The organism is Pseudogracilibacillus sp. SO30301A, from assembly GCF_037072025.1.
GTDB lineage: Bacteria > Bacillota > Bacilli > Bacillales > Amphibacillaceae > Pseudogracilibacillus.
Genome location: NZ_JAXHDD010000031.1, coordinates 14,573 through 33,726, shown reverse-complemented (window position 1 = coordinate 33,726; position 19,154 = coordinate 14,573). Strand labels below are relative to the sequence as shown.

The 19,154-nt window shown below is 37.7% G+C and carries 20 protein-coding genes and 1 pseudogene; 3 read left to right on the top strand and 18 right to left on the bottom strand.

The window, feature by feature from the left end:
- Window positions 1–123: 123 nt before the first annotated feature.
- Complete coding sequence (locus tag SPD89_RS14625; RefSeq protein WP_336262690.1) at window positions 124–561, top strand: Hsp20/alpha crystallin family protein; 438 nt, start codon at window positions 124–126, stop codon at window positions 559–561.
- Between the two features lie 232 nt (window positions 562–793).
- Here SPD89_RS14625 and SPD89_RS14620 read toward each other — a convergent pair whose 3' ends face one another.
- The 18 genes and pseudogenes from SPD89_RS14620 to SPD89_RS14545 all read right to left on the bottom strand — a co-directional run bounded on the left by SPD89_RS14620 (window position 794) and on the right by SPD89_RS14545 (window position 18,177).
- Window positions 794–1,474, bottom strand: coding sequence for an N-acetylmuramoyl-L-alanine amidase family protein (locus SPD89_RS14620; RefSeq protein WP_336262689.1), 681 nt, complete (start codon window positions 1,472–1,474; stop codon window positions 794–796).
- 29 nt (window positions 1,475–1,503) lie between these two features.
- Window positions 1,504–2,244 carry a polysaccharide deacetylase family protein gene (locus SPD89_RS14615; protein ID WP_442961172.1) on the bottom strand — a complete coding sequence of 247 codons (741 nt, stop codon included), beginning with the start codon at window positions 2,242–2,244 and terminating at the stop codon, window positions 1,504–1,506.
- 562 nt (window positions 2,245–2,806) lie between these two features.
- Window positions 2,807–4,780 (bottom strand): HAMP domain-containing sensor histidine kinase, encoded by a 1,974-nt coding sequence (locus tag SPD89_RS14610; RefSeq protein WP_336262687.1) that lies wholly within the window; start codon window positions 4,778–4,780, stop codon window positions 2,807–2,809.
- Window positions 4,777–5,307 carry a response regulator transcription factor gene (locus tag SPD89_RS14605; RefSeq protein ID WP_442961170.1) on the bottom strand — a complete coding sequence of 177 codons (531 nt, stop codon included), beginning with the start codon at window positions 5,305–5,307 and terminating at the stop codon, window positions 4,777–4,779. Before SPD89_RS14605 ends, SPD89_RS14610 begins: the two co-directional genes overlap by 4 nt.
- A complete protein-coding gene (locus SPD89_RS23115; protein ID WP_442961169.1) occupies window positions 5,288–5,452 on the bottom strand; it encodes a hypothetical protein in 165 nt (54 codons plus the stop codon). The genes SPD89_RS14605 and SPD89_RS23115 overlap by 20 nt, the downstream gene beginning before the upstream one ends.
- Before the next feature lie 563 nt (window positions 5,453–6,015).
- Complete coding sequence (locus tag SPD89_RS14600; protein ID WP_336262686.1) at window positions 6,016–6,708, bottom strand: ABC transporter permease; 693 nt, start codon at window positions 6,706–6,708, stop codon at window positions 6,016–6,018.
- On the bottom strand, window positions 6,692–7,624 hold the full coding sequence (locus tag SPD89_RS14595) for an ABC transporter ATP-binding protein (protein WP_336262685.1): 933 nt from the start codon (window positions 7,622–7,624) through the stop codon (window positions 6,692–6,694). Before SPD89_RS14595 ends, SPD89_RS14600 begins: the two co-directional genes overlap by 17 nt.
- Window positions 7,625–7,698: 74 nt before the next feature.
- Window positions 7,699–8,694 (bottom strand): sensor histidine kinase, encoded by a 996-nt coding sequence (locus SPD89_RS14590; protein WP_336262684.1) that lies wholly within the window; start codon window positions 8,692–8,694, stop codon window positions 7,699–7,701.
- Complete coding sequence (locus SPD89_RS14585; protein WP_336262683.1) at window positions 8,695–9,399, bottom strand: response regulator transcription factor; 705 nt, start codon at window positions 9,397–9,399, stop codon at window positions 8,695–8,697.
- Between the two features lie 1,003 nt (window positions 9,400–10,402).
- Complete coding sequence (locus SPD89_RS14580) at window positions 10,403–11,077, bottom strand: DedA family protein (RefSeq protein WP_336262682.1); 675 nt, start codon at window positions 11,075–11,077, stop codon at window positions 10,403–10,405.
- Between the two features lie 1,561 nt (window positions 11,078–12,638).
- Window positions 12,639–13,061 (bottom strand): hypothetical protein, encoded by a 423-nt coding sequence (locus tag SPD89_RS14575; protein WP_336262681.1) that lies wholly within the window; start codon window positions 13,059–13,061, stop codon window positions 12,639–12,641.
- A 216-nt stretch (window positions 13,062–13,277) separates the two neighbouring features.
- A complete protein-coding gene (rpsN, locus tag SPD89_RS14570; protein WP_336262706.1) occupies window positions 13,278–13,532 on the bottom strand; it encodes a 30S ribosomal protein S14 in 255 nt (84 codons plus the stop codon).
- Window positions 13,533–13,922: 390 nt separating this feature from the next.
- On the bottom strand, window positions 13,923–14,105 hold the full coding sequence (locus SPD89_RS23110; RefSeq protein WP_442961168.1) for a cobaltochelatase subunit CobN: 183 nt from the start codon (window positions 14,103–14,105) through the stop codon (window positions 13,923–13,925).
- Window positions 14,077–14,532 (bottom strand): annotated as a pseudogene (locus tag SPD89_RS14565) (cobaltochelatase subunit CobN). The gene SPD89_RS23110 and the pseudogene SPD89_RS14565 overlap by 29 nt, the downstream one beginning before the upstream one ends.
- A gap of 45 nt (window positions 14,533–14,577) precedes the next feature.
- A complete protein-coding gene (locus SPD89_RS14560; protein ID WP_336262680.1) occupies window positions 14,578–14,829 on the bottom strand; it encodes a flagellar motor protein MotB in 252 nt (83 codons plus the stop codon).
- Window positions 14,830–15,321: 492 nt separating this feature from the next.
- On the bottom strand, window positions 15,322–15,504 hold the full coding sequence (locus tag SPD89_RS14555) for a hypothetical protein (protein WP_336262679.1): 183 nt from the start codon (window positions 15,502–15,504) through the stop codon (window positions 15,322–15,324).
- A 381-nt stretch (window positions 15,505–15,885) separates the two neighbouring features.
- Window positions 15,886–16,887, bottom strand: a complete 1,002-nt coding sequence (gene ccpA / locus SPD89_RS14550; protein ID WP_336262678.1) for a catabolite control protein A — start codon at window positions 16,885–16,887, stop codon at window positions 15,886–15,888.
- Between the two features lie 213 nt (window positions 16,888–17,100).
- Window positions 17,101–18,177 carry a bifunctional 3-deoxy-7-phosphoheptulonate synthase/chorismate mutase gene (locus tag SPD89_RS14545; RefSeq protein WP_336262677.1) on the bottom strand — a complete coding sequence of 359 codons (1,077 nt, stop codon included), beginning with the start codon at window positions 18,175–18,177 and terminating at the stop codon, window positions 17,101–17,103.
- A gap of 134 nt (window positions 18,178–18,311) precedes the next feature.
- Here SPD89_RS14545 and SPD89_RS14540 point away from each other — a divergent pair, with 134 nt between their 5' ends.
- Together SPD89_RS14540 and SPD89_RS14535 are read left to right on the top strand one after the other, a co-directional pair.
- Entirely contained in the window at window positions 18,312–18,446 is a 135-nt protein-coding gene (locus SPD89_RS14540; protein WP_336262676.1) for a hypothetical protein, read from the top strand.
- Window positions 18,447–18,726: 280 nt separating this feature from the next.
- Window positions 18,727–18,987 (top strand): hypothetical protein, encoded by a 261-nt coding sequence (locus SPD89_RS14535; protein ID WP_336262675.1) that lies wholly within the window; start codon window positions 18,727–18,729, stop codon window positions 18,985–18,987.
- The last annotated feature ends 167 nt before the right edge of the window (window positions 18,988–19,154 follow it).

Genomic DNA, 19,154 nt, shown 5'->3' with positions numbered 1-19,154 from the left:
TGATTGTTTCATAAATTTTTCCTTGATACACGAACCTGCGAAAATTCTTCTGGGATGAAAAGGAATATTTTCTCATTCATTAGAGATAATAACCCTGATATCAAACATTGGGAGGAAAGCAATATGGCATTAATACCTTATGAACCATTCAGACACTTAGACAATATGAGAAGAGATTTTGATCGCTTTTTTACGGATTTTCCAGTTTCATTTGAAAACGAGCATAATCTAGGGAGCATTCGAGTCGATGTTCATGAAACACCGAATGAAGTTGTCGCAACCTGTGATATCCCAGGCCTTGAGAAAAAGGAAGATGTGAACATCACTATTGAAAATAACATGTTACAGGTTAGTGGTACTATCCAGCGAACGAATGAAATAAATGAAGAACATATGCACCGAAAAGAACGTTATGTTGGCCGATTCCATCGTTCCATCTCACTCCCAAGCCCCGTTTCACATGAGGGAGTTACCGCCACTTATAGGAATGGTGTCCTTGAAATCAAGATGCCTAAGCTGGAAAATGATAATAGACAAAGAATTGATGTAGATTTCCATTAAAATGGAGTAAATGGATGAAAGACCGAGCGGAATCGGTCTTTTTTCATTCGTTTGGATAAATGTGGAGAACGAAAAGTCGAATCGTCTATGCTTTTTTTAGCATTCGATAAAATTGGAGAAAGTGCTTTGAACCGGGGCGATTACGGGTGATTCGTTACCCGTTTCGGCCATCAGCCTTCGAACGGGCACGATAGATTAAGATTGTCCGTAATCCAAGACGTGGCTTTGTATCTTATCCTTCAAAAAAGGTCTTAATTCCATCTACAATTCCTGTAGCGACTTCCTCTTGAAAAGCGGCTGAATTGATTCGGGCTTCGTCCTCGGGATTAGAAATATATCCCAGTTCAAGCAACACCGCTGGTACTTTGTTTTCTTTTAATACATAATAATCTCCATAAGAGACGCCGCGATTACGGGCGTGAATATCCTCCATAAGTATATGCTGATGAATGCATTCTGCTAGTTTTTGGTCACGTTTATGATAATAATAGGATGTCATCCCTTCTACATCGTTTGTCACAAATGCGTCATAATGGATACTTACAAATAAATCTGCTTGATTTTCAGCTGCCAACTCTACCCGCTCTTCAAGTTCGACATATTCATCATCATCACGTGTCATTTGAACCTCTGCGCCGGCTTTCTCTAGTGCAGCCTTAATTTTATTCACTGTCTCTAATGTAACTTGCTTCTCAAGCGTACCATTTTGGCCGCTGGCTCCAATATCATTGCCACCATGCCCGGGATCAAGTACAATTCTTCTTCCTTCCAAAGCCAATTTTTTTTCGGCTTTTCCCGTTTTATTATTTTCCGTTCCAACGATTTTTTCATTTTTCTCAAATTCAAATAAATGAGTCGCCGCAAAAGCTATAAGCAAGATTATAATCAAGATGAGTACTTTCCATATTTTCATATAAATTTCCTTTCTAGGTAAATCCATTTTTATAAACGAGAATCTGATAAAAAGTTATTGGGAAAATGATGTTGGTCACTGTAGACCTCAAACTCATAGCCCTGCTCTTTGAAAAAAGCAATAATTTGTGGTAATAACTTCAAGGTTTGTTCCTTTTCGTGCATAAGGACAACTTCAACATCCTCTGTTGTAGTCGATTTTATATTTTCCATGATTTTTTTTGGGTCATTGGGATATTTCCAATCTTGGGAGTCAATTGTCCAATCCCAAACTTTCAATCCTGCTTCAATGACCTGATCGTGAATAAGTTCGTCTTGCAACCCGGGAATAGATCCATAAGGTGGACGCACTAAATGAGGGTTCTTTCCTGTAATCTCGTAAATTAACGCTAATGTTTCCTGCATTTCTGGAACAAACTGCTTGTTTTTGTATAATTCGTCAGAATCATGTGTCATACTATGGGCGCCAACATAATGGCCTTCCTCAATGGATCGTTTCACATCGGATTGAAAGGATGGTTGCTTTAAATGGGTTCCTTGCATGAAAAAAGTTGCATGAATCCCATGTTCCTTTAAAACATCAAGAAAATCTCCGGTCCATTCACTTGGACCATCATCGAAAGTTAAGTAGACCATTTTCTCGTTTTTCTTATCCTTTGACTTTTCTTTCCCCCTTTCTATCTCCTCTTCCGTTTGCTTATCAGCTTCTTCTTTTACTTTTTCTTCGCTTTTTCGTGGTGAAAGACTGGTTTCTTCAAACGTTTCGACCATTATTTTCTTATCCTCTATCTTGTCAATGGAGGATGCCGCTTTTATGAAGTAATCTATTGCCAAAACAAAAGAAACTACTAAAAAAAACAATAGACCTATTTTAAAAAAGATTCTTACCCTTCTTTTCTCCTTAATAAACTGGTTTTGCATCTCTTTCCACTCTCCTCTTTTATTTCTATAACTATATTAAACATGCGAGATATAGATAAAATGAAGATGAGATGGATTTTGGCTAAAGAAATAAGAAAAGCGCAAGCACCTTTAAAATAGGAAGAACGGCTAAAAGCGCGACATCCTGTCGCAATGCCGTTCTGATCTACATCCTGTTGGACCTCCGACAAGCAAATGTTCTGAGACAATAAAAGTCCGGTCTTGACTTTTATTGGCGCGAGTTTTTGACCAAGAGGGGCTAGGTGCTGGAGCTAGATCCAAACATTAGCCAATTTTTATGCTTTCTTATCTTTTAAGAAAAGCACAAGGCGCCCACCTATCAACGTACATAAAAAAGCTATCAAGCATGGCTCTGTCCCATGACCTGATAGCTTTTACTCCGATCAAACTGTTACTCGTTTTTTCTTAAATGAAAATAAAACAATACACCTGTTTCTGTATTTTCTACTCCATATTTACTTCCATGGAGTTCAAGAATATTTCTGGAAATGGCTAGTCCCAAACCTGTTTCACCTTTTGAGCGCTCTCGAGAAGTGTCTCCGCGGTAAAATCGATCCCAAATTTTTTCCAATCGTTCTATAATAATTGGTTCGCCTGTGTTTTCTACACAAATTTTCACTTGATTATCTTCATCCTTTATCGAAATAGTCACGACACCTGCTTCTGGTGTATGACGGATTGCATTCGTTAAGAAATTCGTGATCACCTGCTCAATCCGATGTTCATTTGCGATCACTTCAAACGGCTGTAGTGCTAGCCTGATCGTCACCTGCTTCTTGGAGGCCTCTAAGGTAAGAGAGGCACAAACCCGTTCGATCATTTCATCGATATAGAAGGATTCCATTTGCATTTGATAAGTGCCTGATTCATATTTGGCCAATTCAAGCATATCGGCAATGAGCCGATCCATCTTGTCCACTTCCTTCTCCAGTGCCTGAAAGTAGTACCCCCTTTTATGCTTGGCCACATCATCTTGTAAAATGGAAATCGTGCTTTTCATAATACTTAACGGTGTTTTAAGCTCATGCGAGACACCTGAAATAAATTCTCTTCTTGTGTTCTCTAGCTGCTTTTCTTTTTCAATATCCTGCTGTAGCTGCTTAATATGTTTGTGTAATGTGTCCGAAAGAGTATTGATGTTTTCCGATAATGTCCCCAATTCATCCCTTGATTTCACAGTGACACTTTCAGAGAAGTCCAAGTTAGCCATTTTTTTCGTTGTTTGATTCATTTTCAGCAGTGGACTAGCGATTTTTTTTGAATAATAAAAGGATGCTAATAAAACAAGAAGCATCACGAAAACAATTAAATAAACATAATACTCCTTTACCATTTGCACCGCCTCATCCACTGGCTGTAGTGATGTCATCGCAATTAGATAGGATCTGTGACCATCGATTGACAAGGGCTTGATTAATATTTTGTACTGAATATTATTTTGCTCATCGTCCTCCACTTGAATGGATTGGTCCATTGTTGGATTTGGTTTCAACAGAAGAGAGGCTTGAAAATCTTTGATTTTATCCATAAATAGAGTGTTTGTGAAGATAGCATTCGATCCTTCACTCCGATTTGGAAGGTGTACAGCTGTAACCGTTCCAATCAACTGAACAATATCTTGCGGTGAACTTGCCGGTTCTACTGGTTCAGCTTGCTCCACTTTAGACTCTTCCCTTAATTCGGCTGACGATTGTGGACTAGATTCTTTGGAGCGATCTGTTTCCTGTAACTGGCCTGAAGAGTTTTGTCCGATCCACTTGCTGAGATATTCTCCTGCTGCTTTTTTCAACTGCTTATTTTCCCAGTAGGCTACATTTTCTTGTTCCTGTTCCAGCTCATATGGATCCAAGGCTCCGATCGTTCCTTGCGGATTAGGCACAAATCTTCCTAAATGGCCGATGACATAAGGGACGACAGTCGAACCTCTCTTAATTCCGTATATACCAATGGGTACATCTGGTTCAAGAGGAGGATCATCTGATAAAGCATCCTCAAAATTCAGCAAATAGTAGAGCGGAATACGAATTGTTTTATCGGCAAATGCTTCGTCCTTCGTTCGCTCCAACTGGATTTCAACGTAAAAATCATCCACGTTTTTCAAATTCCCATTTTGATCCAATGCCGTAATCCATGTATTATGTTCTCGATAAAAATCCTGTTCCAGTTTTTGTTGGGCATATTTGTCTTCCTTATTTTGTAGATAATCGTCTGCATAACGATCCATGGCCGCCTGAATATCATTGATTTTTTGATTGGCATAATATTGTTTGAAAAAAATCGTTTGACCGATAAAAACTGTCGTTAAGATAAACACGCAAAGCAAGGTTGTCAAAGTAAATAGTTTAAAAACAATTTTACTTCTCATACAGTCCTCTCAAATTTATAGCCTAGGCGTACAATTGTTTTGATCGCATCTGCCTTATCACCAAGCTTAGTTCGGATATTCCGTATATGCGTATTAATGGTTCGGTCATCACCGGCATATTCATAGCCCCAAACCTTGGTAATTAATTGTTCCCTAGTAATCACAATCCCTTCGTTTTGCATAAGGTAGGAGAGGATTTCAAATTCAGTATGTGTAAGATTGATGCTTTGACCATCGACCATCACCGATCTGGCAGCCATATTAATGGAAATTCCATTCGCAGATTTTACCTGTTGTTCTTCCACAGCGCTAATTTTACTACGGCTTTGCAATAGCCGTTTGGCTCGCGCCAATAATATAGCTGGACTATATGGTTTCGTCACATAGTCATCTGCCCCAAGTTCAAAGCCTAATAATGTATCATCTTCCTCAACACGTGCGGTCAGCATAATAATGGGAACATCCGCCGTCTTTCGAATCCGCCTGCAAACAGACCATCCATCTGATTCAGGCAGAATGGATTTCATGTTTTTCAAATATTGCTAAAGCTTCATTTCCGTCTACTACCTCAAAAACCTCGTATCCTTCATTTAATAAATAATCTTTCATGATTTTCCGTAATATATCTTCATCTTCTACAATTAAGTCGTTTTTCGCATTTTTCTCCCTCACAATGTCTATAATGTTGTTACATTTGCAAGAATATCATAAAAGCCCAGATTATTCATAGCTTGATTGCCTTTATACAATATAGACAATGATTCAGGTGAAATACACTGATCACCAACAAGTGAAAGTTTATAGCAAAAGGAGCCCATTTTTGGTAAGTTAAGATGGGTAAACCAAATACAAACCAAGGGGAGCTCCTTCTATGGCAAATGTAGCTCGAATCTATATAAGCATTCTCGATTTTCCTCTCGTAACTTTTCTTTAACGGATCAACTCGTTAAGGATAGAGAAAAACGTTTTTGATTAACTAAATCATGTAAATCTCTACCAAGTCGATCTCGTTCCTTAATTGATCCACATCCACATTATTTTTATTGTCTAAGGCATGTGGTATTTCTTCTTTCAAAAAGCATAAAAACAATGATTAAGTCATGATTATCGAAATTCTCCTATTAATAAATTTCCCCTCTTTTATTATTAACTAGTATTCTTCTAGTTTAAATTGCTATCTCTAACTGTATATAGTCAGATAGAAGTTGTCGTATTCCCACATAATTGATACACGTTCAATCCACATCCACACGGTCGATATTCCGAAAGCTTAGATAAGTAATAAGTATACCCAGTACGGCAAGGGACAAAGGAACCGCAATAATAGATGCTAAGTTAAAGTTACCGTTGCTGGAACATACGATCATCACAATAAAAATGGATGTAGCGACAGTGAACGCTGCTGATTTCTTGCGTAAGCCCAACACCAGTGACAACAAGCTCATTCCGGCAGCTCCGAATGCCTGTAGCAACACATATATGGCATGATGAACCAGCAACGTAATCGTTAAAGTACCCGACACATAGCCAAAGATCTGATTAATCGTGATAAACAAGACGTCAATGAGGAGATTGGCTAAAACGACATTGACGAATGTCCAGAAGAATACGATCGACAACTTGGCAAGAATAAGTTTCTTACGGTTTATTGGATAGGCGAATAAAAGATGGATGGTTTTATCCTTAAATTCGTTAATAATAAGCTTTGATAAAAGTACCGAAGCGTAAATGATAAACGTCGCCAGTACGAATGTATTAATAGCATTTAGTGCATCCTCATAGTTCTGAAAACCTTCCGCCCCTAAGTTATTACCGGTAAAATAAAGAACCATTATAAAACAGGCAATAATCGCGTAAGCCAGTAAGGAGCCCCAAAGGTAACTGGTAAAGCCACCTTTCTTAAGTTCTAGTCTAATAAGATGCATCATGGTCACTGCCTCCTTTTATCATATCGAAGAAGTATTCCTCTAATGAATGATGGTGCCGATTGATCGATTCAATCGGCACATCGCCTAACACAAGTTCTTTGGATAGCGTATCCTGCGAAATTCTCAAATCATAAACACGTATCGCACGATCGCTAATTTGTTTGAAATTTTTCACGCCCAATTTCTCTTCTAATACAAAGGCAGCAAGGGCGATATTCGAAGTGACAATCTCCACATAATCAGTCATGGATGCCCGAACATCTTCCATAGACACCTGACGAATTAATTGTCCACCATTGATGACGCCGATCGTATCGGCTACCTGTTCAATCTCCGACAGCAAATGGCTGGAAATTAAAAGCGATAAACCCCATTCATCACGTAGCCTGCGGAATAAATTTCGCATAACTTGAATGCCTTCCGGGTCTAAACCATTCACAGGTTCGTCCAGTAATAGCAATTCAGGCCGGGTAGAAATCGCTCGCGCAATACCAAGCCGCTGTCTCATCCCAAGCGAGAACTGTTTTACAGGTTTGTTATCAATATTAGATAGTTGTACCAGCTCCAATGCTTCCTCAACACGCTGTGTATTGTAATACCCCATGTATTCCCCGTGAAGCTCTAGATTTTGCTTCGCAGTTAACGTCTCATAAAAGACCGGTGTTTCAATCAAATGTCCAATCCGTTTTAAGTGTTCTGTCGAATGGATGAGTAACCGTTCTCCGAATAACTCGATTTCTCCACCAGTGGGCTTCACCAGTCCAAGCAACATCTTCATTAATGTCGATTTCCCTGCACCGTTCGGTCCAAGAAATCCGTATATTTCGCCGCGTTGAACAATCATATTGACGCTAGACACAACCTCCTCCGTTCCGTAACTTTTACTAAGCAATCGTGTTCGGATCACATTTGTCATTTTCTTCACTCCCGACATGTTTTTGATGCTCTTTTAGAATATCGAAGGATTCTTTCTTTTAAATGACGAAAATCTTACTTATTTCTTAAGTTGTCGGTTTCATCTTTTTGATAGAGCCCGAATTCGGACTTGGGAAGGGTTACAGTAAAACAAGTGCGCTCACTTGGAGTGCTAACCAAGCTAATGCGCCCGCCTAATCGCTCTGTGAGCCTCTTTGTAATGGCTAGCCCCAGCCCACTACCTTGTATACTACGGTTTCTCGAATCATCCATTGTGTACATTCTTTCAAAAATTCTTTCTTGATCCGCCTTTGCGATGCCGCGTCCTCGGTCAATCACGTCAATCCGAACTTCCTCTTTGCCCGGTGTAAGCGACAATCCCAGATACCCTCCATCTACACCATAACGTATGGCATTTGACAGCAAATTATCAAGAATTCTTGACAGCGCCTCTTCATTCGCATACACCCATACCGGCTCTTCGGGAAGATGAATATCTACCTTGATATTTTGCTCAGAAAGAAGATCGAAATAAACCAATATACGCTGACGACACACTTCACAAACGTCCACAATGGAGAGCGGAATGTCGTAATCATCCGATTCGAGTTTAGACAAATCAAAAAAAGCATTGATTAGTTCCTGCACCTGGATCGTCTTTTTGTAGACCTGGCCAAGCATCCTGCGGCGTTCAGCCTCAGACAGGTCGGAATTCTGGTCAAGTACCTCGGCATAGCCCACAATGACAGTGAGCGGCGTTTTTAAATCATGGGACACATTCGACAGCATTCTGCGCATTGACTGTTCCATTTGCTTATAATCCGAGGCCGACTGACGCGCGAAGTCAAGTAATGCATTAACCGCACGAAGTAGCTCCCGCAACTCGGGTTCACCGGTCACCACAAGCAGATTTTCCTGCGTTAGGAGTTGGTTGTCGTCTGTAAATCCCGCCATTTTTTTGTTGATATAGGCAAGGTCGTTTTGAATCGTCCTTCTCGATGCCCGTTCACGTGAATACAATAGGATAAATCCCACAGCAACAATCAGCCAAAACCACCAGAACCTTTCCATTTACTGTTCCCCCAGCCGATAACCAATTCCCCATAGCGTGCAAATATAACGGGGATTGGACGGATCGTCCTCAATTTTCTCCCGCAAGCGCCTCATATGTACGTTAATGACATTATCGTCATGGTAGTATTCTTCATTCCATACAAGTCGATAAAGCATCGCCTTTGTATAAACCCGCGTCGGATGTTGCACGAACAGCTTCAGGATCTGAAATTCCTTGGCGGTCAGCTTAATCTCTTTGTTTCTCTTCAAGACTTTAAAATTATCGGGATCGATGATTAATTCGCCAACAGACAGTACCTGAGATTCCGGCTCATTTTCATGATCAGTGTTGGAATATTGCGTCGCCCTGCGAATCGATGCCTCAACACGTGCGGCTAATTCAATCGGCGAAAACGGTTTGGCAATATAATCATCCGCTCCGATTCGCAGTCCAAGTGCTTTATCAGCTTCCCCGTCCTTTGCAGACAAAATCAGAATGGGCACCTGACTTTGCGCTCTAATCCGCCGCAACACTTCCAGCCCATTTAGTTTAGGTAGCATTAAATCCAACAGCACAAGATCAAAACGTTTTGACTCGAATTGACGTAGAGCTTCTTCTCCATCATGGACAACTGTAGATTGGTATCCTTCTTTTTCTAGGTAATTTGCTATCATCTCACTGATTTCAGGATCATCTTCAATAATCAATAAGTTTCCCTCCATTGCATAGTCCTCCTCTTATTCTATGGTATTTTTATCTTTATTGACGAATGGTTGGTTCAGGATGTATGTATGTATCTCATAAATATATCCATGTTGTAATGTAACCACTCTACCTCTATTTTTTATCTGAGTCAAAATTGCCTTTAAAAAATGACGGTAAGAATGAATTTATTAAAGAGAACTTAATATCAATTATTCTAAAGATAGATTTATAATGGACTCTTTACGAAATGAAAAAATGGGTATCTATGATTTAATAAATAATTTGGCGAAATTTATAAAAAGTATTCGTTCTACGGATCTAGACGAATTAAAGCTTTTTGAATGTGAATGGGGATAATAATCGTAAAGCTGTTCAGTGCTACATTTGAACACAAGTATAAGATGTCTGTTCAAAGAGCTAATCAATTTAAGGTGCAAAAAAGTCATCCCTTTGGAAAGGTAAAATCCAAAGGAATGACTTTACTTTTTACAAGATACAATGTAGCATGAATTCTCATCCAGTCCAATACTGAGCTCCATCCAGCACGATGGTTACTGAATTAACTCAAAATTTTGTTGCGGTTACTATCAAACTACACAGAGGATTCGTCCTAATTTCATTTTTTATTTTTCTTTCTTGTTTCTGTAAATATATATAAAAGACTGTTCCTAAACAGGATACCAGTGATAAGCCAGTCAAATTGATTAGTTGCTGTATTTGGCAACGGAGAAGTGGTAACTGCCATGTTTTCTGTTGCTTGTGCCAACCCTTCTTTCTTGGAATCTTTCTCTTTTATGTCTTCTGCTTCTGCGGGTTACTCCTGTTTAACTAAAGGCTTACTTCTTCATCTGCATTCACAAACACTACAAATAAAGAAATGGGATACGGTCGATATAACGGTATTCCCTTCTTTCGTTCCACCAATGCGTTAAAAATGCAGTGTTTCTGTATAACCATATGTTCCTGATTATAAAAGGTTTTCTTAGATCTGTTCCAAGATTATTGTCAATCAACAATTAACTATCTTCTAGAATTGTTATATTTAACCTTCCCCCTCGCTCCGAATTTAGCCCTAATAAAACCAAAAATGGATGGAAGAACAGAAATGAAGATAATGACTAAAATCACACTCGAAAAGTTCTCCTTAATTATAGGAATATTGCCGAATAAATAGCCTAATGTTGTACAAATACCTACCCAAATAATAGCCCCGGTAACATTGTAAATGAGGAAATACCGATAATTCATACGGCTGGCACCTGCAACAAATGGTACAAACGTACGAATAAATGGCATAAAACGAGCAAGCACAATCGTTTTCCCTCCATGTTTATTGAAGAAGGCCTCCGCTTTCTCCATTTTTTCCTGATTAATCATTTTACCAAGCCAACTATTGGGCGGAATCGATGTTCCAATCTTCTTTCCAATATGATAATTCACCGTATCACCGAGTACAGCAGCGCCCAAAAAGACAACAAGCAATAAAGTAAAATGAAACGAGCCAAGCGCAGCAAAAGCACCAGTTGCAAATAACAAGGAATCTCCAGGTAAAAATGGAAAGATTACTACTCCCGTTTCCACAAAGACGATTAAAAATAAAACGGCATATGACCAACCGCCAAAAATATTAATGATCTCTACAAGATGTTCATCTATATGAACAATAAAACTAATGAGTCCCCGAATTAAATCCATACATGTTCTCCTCTGTTTTCGACAAAAATTATCCGTTTAAGTGCATCACTTATTTTTATAAAATATATTATTAATTATTACCTATTAAAATAACAACTGCAAGTCATTTCCTGTCCTTTCAGAAATCTCAGATCTAATTTCCTATTCCTAAGCCACTAGATTAGAACCAAAATTTCCAACAGGGTTTTAACATTGTTGATCAAAGTCACTTAAAAATTGCACATGAAGAGTTATTTGATGGGCAAATTCACCATCAATCTTCTATATTATATACGATTCGACATGAAATGGTAGTATACAGAGGAAGTCTATAAAATTATATAGGAGTGCGCGGGCTATTTTGATAAAATCTTCTAGAGGATATAAAACAAAGAAACTAATCTGAGTTTAGGTTCGAAACAAGCGTTCATCCTTTTATTCATTTACAGCAAAGAAAAGAACTATCTAAGCATCATAATGATAGATCTTTTCGTATATATAATCACATTTTTAAACTGCACGGTCATTACCTCAGCCTTGGGTGAAGTCTGTTACCGCCGCCTACACCTTGAATGATCCCTTTTCTCGGCAGCAGCCTTTGCTACTACTTAAGCCTATATCATTCCGAATCATACACGAACAGAATCAGATAAGAAACAATCCCCTGTGTTATCCTACTTTTTCTTTAGCAATTGTTTTAACTCCGTTGAAGTAAGTCTCCCATTCCAAGGAATGCGAAAGTCGACGCCCTATGAAGAGATGGAAGCACTTGTTGTATCCTGTGAAAACAATAGCTAAACACCAATATCTGCGTGATTCACTGGTTATTACGCTTCAGCCATTTAAAGTTTTTTACTTTTAGCCATTTGCTTTGACTAGCCGAAACTTCTTCATCAATGGTTGGTAAAACCTGCTTGATTGTCTCTATTTTGTCGTTGTTTTTGTTAAACCATTTGTGCGAAGCAACATCGTTTTCTTTATATGAACATTTAAAGATAAGGCAAAAGCGGATACCGTCTAAAGACGGTGGAGTTAGACCAAGCATTTGTAAGTTAAAACCAGATTTGTATTAGAAGTCATGAAGTCGCACCAACAGAAGGGACTTTCATATATCACGCCCCAGCTTAGTTTCACACAAGATATATTGGGATTAAAAGGTTAAGATGAAGATTGATAATCAGTATGGTCTTCCTTTTGTCCGTCCTTAGATAGAATTTCGTGGAAAAAGAGAGAACTTGACACTTCAGTTGCTCTCTTTCTTCACGTGTTTTATTGCGCACGTCATCTCGTATCTCTAATCCTTTGGACTCAACTGTTTCTAAAATAAATGACTACCCCTTTTTAAAATCGTGCTAGTGAACCTCTCCACCTTAATCGAAGATTTTGGTGGAGCTTCCCTTGACTTAAATACAGCTAAACTTCACGCAATTTTAGTATCATTGATACGAAGCGCCTGATGTAAGTTAATTAATGAAGCCAAGGTCTGCTGTGTTCTGGCTTGGAGCTCAGGAACTTTTGCCTGAACTGCTAACCTTTTCTTTTCAGAAAAGGATTTCTCTAATAAAGTACCTTGACTTATTGTTCAAAGGTATGACTCGATAATTTTCTTGAAATCTTGATTGACAATGGAATTAAATGCCTTATTAATTAACACTTTGTTTTGATTGTTTAATACAAGTATTGGATAATAATTCACGACCGGACTTCTTCTAACTTCTACTTTCTGATATTCGATATGGCTAATCTGTTCTTTTGGAATTGAAAGTTCTTGCCCCTTTAAAGTCAAAACAATCGTGTTTTCATAGATTGAAAATTTTTCACTTCGTTTAAATAGAAGTAGGTATAATCCGACGAGTACAAACACGCCTCCAATTACCATTAGCATCATTTTTGCATAGATAAAATTTGCGACGACAAATAACATAATTCCTAAAAGAATAAATACAAAACCATTTTTGTTGTTGTCGGTCTTACCAGCATACAATAGTTCCCCAAAATCATTCAAGCTTATCCCTCCTAATTATTTTCGGAAGAAAAAACAGCTTTCCGCCTAGTAACAGCGGAAGCATCTGTTTTCTCTCATATCTTATTTAATGGCATCTAAAAATACAGAGACAACAAAGGATATTAAACTGTTTATACATTCTAACTAGATTTATTGCGGTGCAACTAATATTCATTGGAGGTTGGAAAGAACCCTCACCAAATAAAGTTTCCTTTATCACAATCTAGTTTTTTTCACTCCAGGCACTTGTCCTTTATGCGCAAATTCTCTAAAAGCAATACGTAACATGCCAAATTTACGCAGAATATAGCCGCACAGTCTGCCTGTAACCTCACAACGATTTTTCAAACGTGTCGACGAAGAATCACGGGGAAGCTTTCGAAGTGCTTCATAATCCCCTTTTGCTTTTAGCTCTCCTCTTAATTCTGCATATTGGGCAACCATTTGCTTGCGTTTTTTCTCTTTAGTTATTTTTGAATTATAGCCATTTTCATCTTACAATTATTTCCATATTAGCTATTTATTTTATTAGCCTTAAATTATAATGATTACGAATAAGAATCATTCTAAACCATTTCATCAACTATGTAAATAGTATAAATATAGATATGACAGAGTTAAAAAATCTGAATTTCAGAAAGTAAGCAGATAGAGGATGTTCAAAAATTCCAATAAAAAATATGACAATGGGAAGAAACTCTTCTACTAAATACGTCCAGATCCCAGGAATGCAGTTACTCGTCCCTTCAAAATCGTTGATGACTTTTGAACACCCTCTTACAGTTTGTTTTAACAAAGTGCAGCTTTCATACATTATTCCATCAGGGCTTCTGCTTCCAGAAATGCATCTTTAAAATATTGCTATTGTGATTCAGAGGGCTTCCAATATCTCCGCTCTGAAACCTCGATCAATGTTCCCATCATATCGTGATAGACTGCTGATTTGCCTGACGGATTATTTTCCTGTAATGCTTTATCCTCCACATACGTATCATGGACATGGGAAAATATCCAATTATCTACTTTGTTTGTAGTTGCAGCCAAACCCAGTAGATTTTACGGTATGCTTCGTCATCTGTTGTACACCATGATACGGATGCTCCAGCAGGCCCTCTATCCATTTCGGGTTGGTCAGACGTGTTCATACTCCTCGGTTAATGGCATACTTTACATCTTCTGTATGCGGCGTTTGCTGTGTTGTATCGGTTATATAAATCTCAACACGCGCACCTTTGGCTTTTTCAATCGATTTCGTCAATCCTCCGAAGAAATTATAATAGTTATCTATATCCGTAATTTCATATTCATGGCTGGCTTTTAGCTGAGAAACAATATTTGTTGTTTCCATATGGATGTCGTATAAATCAGGAAAGCTTTCTCCCCGTCTTGATTTACTATAGACGTGTTGAACATGATGTTTGTACATGTTACCAAGCTCTACCTCATCTGTCCAGCTGCCATCCTCAATCATATGGTTAATCCCGGTTCCATATTCGCCCGAGACCGGTCCAAATTATCAACCATTCCTATTCATACATGATAAACGGTAGCAACATCTTCTTCTCCAGCCCCATCCTTTTATTTTCTTCAGAATCGAAACCCATGTCAATCCCGTCTCCCCTGGATTTGTTTTCAGAAGGAACAGACGAAGGTAGAAAATCCAAAATAGCTCTACTTTGAAAGGTTCGGTAATATTTTGAAATTTCCCAACGTCAATCTGGGATATGGAGAATAGTAAAATAAAAAACACTAAAACCAATGTTACCATGTCCGAATATGTAACCATTCACTTTGGTGCACCATTATTATTCTGTCTTCTTGGTCTACGCTTCATTTACTATTTCCTCGGAGATTAATTTTTCTTTCGGTTCAAATGGTTCTTCTCCATATAAAAACAAGCTAAGTTTCTCCTCCAAGATTCGTGGATTTTGTCCAGACTAAACACCGATTATCCCGTGAACCTCTCCACCTAAATCGAAGATTTTGGTGGAGCCTCCCTTGACTTAAATACAGCTATACGTCACGCAATTTTAGTATCATTGATATTAAGTGCCTGATGTAAGTTAATTATTGAATCCAAGGTCTGCTGTGTTCTGGCTAGGAGCTCAGGAACTTTTGCCTGAACTGCTAACTTTTTCTTTTCAGAAAAGGATTTAAGGATTTCTCTAATAAAGTACCTAGCGCCGATATTATAGGACGCATTTAAATCTGCATGATAGATCTTACCACTTTGGAAAGTGGCGAGATCTCTACTGTTGTTTCACTGCCCTTCACCGAATCCATCGAAAGCTAGAGCAGAAGTGTTTTTAGGATTTATTTTTCTGATGCGCATACTGCGGTAATGAGCCATTTCTTCTACCTTGGATTGAATGCCTAATTGACACCAGTAGTGTAGTTTGTGACGAAGCTTTTTTGCACCATAAACTCCCTTCGGAAGTTTCATTTTCCCAAGGTATTTGAATACAATGATGTCCGCGTTGTATTCTTCTGCAAATTTTATAATCTCTACTGTGGTATTTACTTTTATTATATGATTCTGTAGACCATTGATTCTTCTCCAGTAGTTCGGAGCTTCAATGTAACCGGAATTGCGTTGCGCTTTCCTCAATCTGTTCGTTAGAGCTTTCAATAAACAATAAATAAGGAAGCAACGTCTACAAAGCTACGTACTCCCTCTGTACCGCCATTCGATAATATAGCAAGCATAATCATTATAAAACCAAGGGTTATACCTATTGGAGTTAGTATATCTCTTTTTCCCCATTGTGTAGATCTCTCCCGAATTCTTAAGTCTTATTAGTTGCTATATTATGTATCGGCGTTTTTATGATTTTGTTGAGTCTCTTTTTATAATCCGATGAGGGAGAATAACGGTATTTTCTTCTACTTCTTCTTTATTCATATATTTCGTTAGTAAGCGCATCGCTACCGCACCAATATCATACATTGGCTGTACCACAGTCGTTAATGTCGGGCGAACCATTAGCGAAATCCGTGTATTGTTAAAACCAAATACTTCAATATCATTAGGAACATGAAGACCTTGATCTTGAATACCATGAATTACACCTACTGCCATTTCATCCGTAGCAACAAGAATCGATTTTGGTTTAGATGATAAAGTATTTAATAACTCATTAACCGCTTCAATTCCCCCATTATATGTGCATTCATTTTCAACAACAAAACTTTCATCAAAATCAATGGAAGACTCTTCTAATGCCCGAACATAGCCTTTATACTTTAAACCATTCGACTGAATATGTTCGCCACCTGTAATTAGTGCGGGATGAGCATTTGTATCTTCGATTAACTTCTTTGTCGCCTCATAAGTAGCTGTTTCATAGTCTATATTTACAGACGGCAACTCATTATTTTTATCATGAGTTGCTGCAAGAACAACAGGTACTTGGGAAGTTTTAAATTGCTGAATATGTTCTGCTGTAATTTCTCCACCCATGAACACAATACCATCCACTTGTTTTTCTAACATCGTATCAATCAAATGAATTTCTTTGTCTTTGTTTTGATCTGAATTACTTAAAATGATGTTATATTTATACATCGTTGCGATATCTTCAATTCCTCGGGTTAATTCTGAAAAGAAGGTGCTTGAAATATCTGGAATGATTGCACCAACAGTCGTTGTTTTTTTACTGGCTAAACCTCTTGCTACCGCATTTGGACGATAGCCTAATCGTTCAATTGTATCAAGTACCTTTTTTCTCGTTGTTGGTTTTACATTTGGATTACCGTTTACTACACGTGATACCGTAGCCATTGATACGTTTGCTTCTCTTGCTACATCATAAATTGTTACACTCATCTTTAGCCACCTCCGACTTAACTAATTATTTTTATTTTACTAAATCTACCGCTTAAATAGCAAAGAGTCAGTTCATTTAGCAAGCAAGTGTGCTTTTTATAAACCAATTCTTCTTTATCATATCCTAGCTTGAATAAAAACACAAAAAATATACAGCTAAAGACATGTAGTCCTGCTGTATATTTTTAAATTTTTGACACTTCTAGCCTTACTTTATTTAACAGTAGCCCCATAATTAGTAACTGCATTATAAAATTCATTAAACATATCGATATCCATTTGTTGCTGTGCATCTGATAAGGCAACTGCTGGATCAGGATGAACCTCAGCCATGATCCCATCAGCACCGATTGCAATTGCAGCTTTTGCTGTCGGGATTAATAAGTCTCTTCGGCCAGTTGAGTGCGTTACGTCAACTAAAACTGGTAAATGAGTCTCTTGTTTTAAAATCGGTACTGCAGAAATATCTAATGTGTTTCTAGTTGCAGTTTCATATGTTCTAATTCCACGTTCACATAGAATAATATTTCCATTTCCACGCGAAATAATATATTCAGCAGCATTTACAAATTCAGATATTGTTGCTGCCATCCCTCTTTTTAAAATAACCGGTTTATTTGCTTCCCCGGCTGTTTTTAAAAGTTCAAAATTCTGCATATTACGAGCACCTATTTGAATAACATCAATATAGTCTTGTGCTTCTTCAATATCTGCAGGGTTAACAATTTCACTAACGACAGCTAGATCATATTCGTCCGCTACACGCTTTAAGATTTTTAAACCTTCAAGCCCTAATCCTTGGAAGTCATATGGAGAAGTACGCGGTTTATAAGCTCCACCTCGAAGTAACTTTAGTCCCTTCGCTTTAACCGCTTCAGCAACTTTAGCTACTTGCTCATAACTTTCTACCGCACATGGACCAAAAATAAAGTGCGTATCCCCGTCACCAAACTGCACACCTTTTATATCAATAATCGTATCTGCAGCTTTTCTTTTACGTGAAACGAGCAGTTCTTTTTGATGGTCATCTTCTTGGATTTCTAAACTTGCTTTAAAAATTTCTTTAAAAATATGTTCTACCGTTGCATTTTTAAACGGACCATCGTTATTACTGATGATATGATTTAACATATCTCTTTCACGTACCGGGTCAAAACGTCTTGTACTTTGCTTTCCTTTAATCTCACCAATTTGTTGAACAATTTCGGCTCGTTGGTTGATTAAGTTAAGCAATTCTAAGTTCAGTGAATCTAGCTGATCACGAAGTTCTTGCATTGTTCCATTACTCATTCCAAACGACTCTCCTTGTAAATTTAGTAACAATTAGAACAATTATACCTAATAATGTTTTCTTTGTCACTTATTTTTATATAATAGATTATATGTCTATTGGACTATTACCTCGATGAAAGGATACATATAGAATGAAGGACTACGTTTTTACACTAGATATTGGAACCCAACCTGTTACAGGTATTACTTTTAGAGGGGTAGAAACAATTCAAAACTTAGAGAAAAATGAAAGCACCTATAGGTTCGGACTTTGTCACCCCTCTTAGAATAGCTATTAGTGCCACGCAAAACCCGTTACATTATATTTCTGTTTATGTGAATGAACAAATACCATTTATGTTTGAAACAAAATAGTTTACGGTTAGAGATTGTTTCATTCAAGCTGGAAGCGCACTATGCAATTGCATAGTGATAGTAAAAACTCCTTCTGCAATGATTAAATCCGGGGATGACATTGCAATTGTTCCTTCTGAAGAAGTTACGGTGAATACTTTTATTAACTAGTATTCTATCACCGTATATTTTAATAGAGAAGCAGTGGAGCTTGTGCAGCAACAAGCCGAAATAAAGAGAAGGAAAGAAAACTTAGACGAAAATGCTATTTTACACGATGGCGATCAAATAACATTGCCAGATAAAAAAGTTCGCTCTTTTATTTTCAAAGATGTATTTCGGCATATCGATATGGATATGGCAAACATAAAAGAGGATGTTCAAAAAGGAAATTATAAATTATTTCTCAATAATAAACCAACAAGTTTCCATGATAAAATAAACCATGGACCAACTGAAATAAGATGGGATTAAACTTTTCAGTTAGATTTGGAAAAAAAAGGGTTATACTATGACAGGGTTACGAAACACCATGCGAACTGGCTCGCACTTCATTTTGAGTCACTATTAACATATATGTCACGTTAAAATGATAAAAAAGCTTGTAGAAAGATAAATTTCTCCCTACAAGCTTTTGTTTA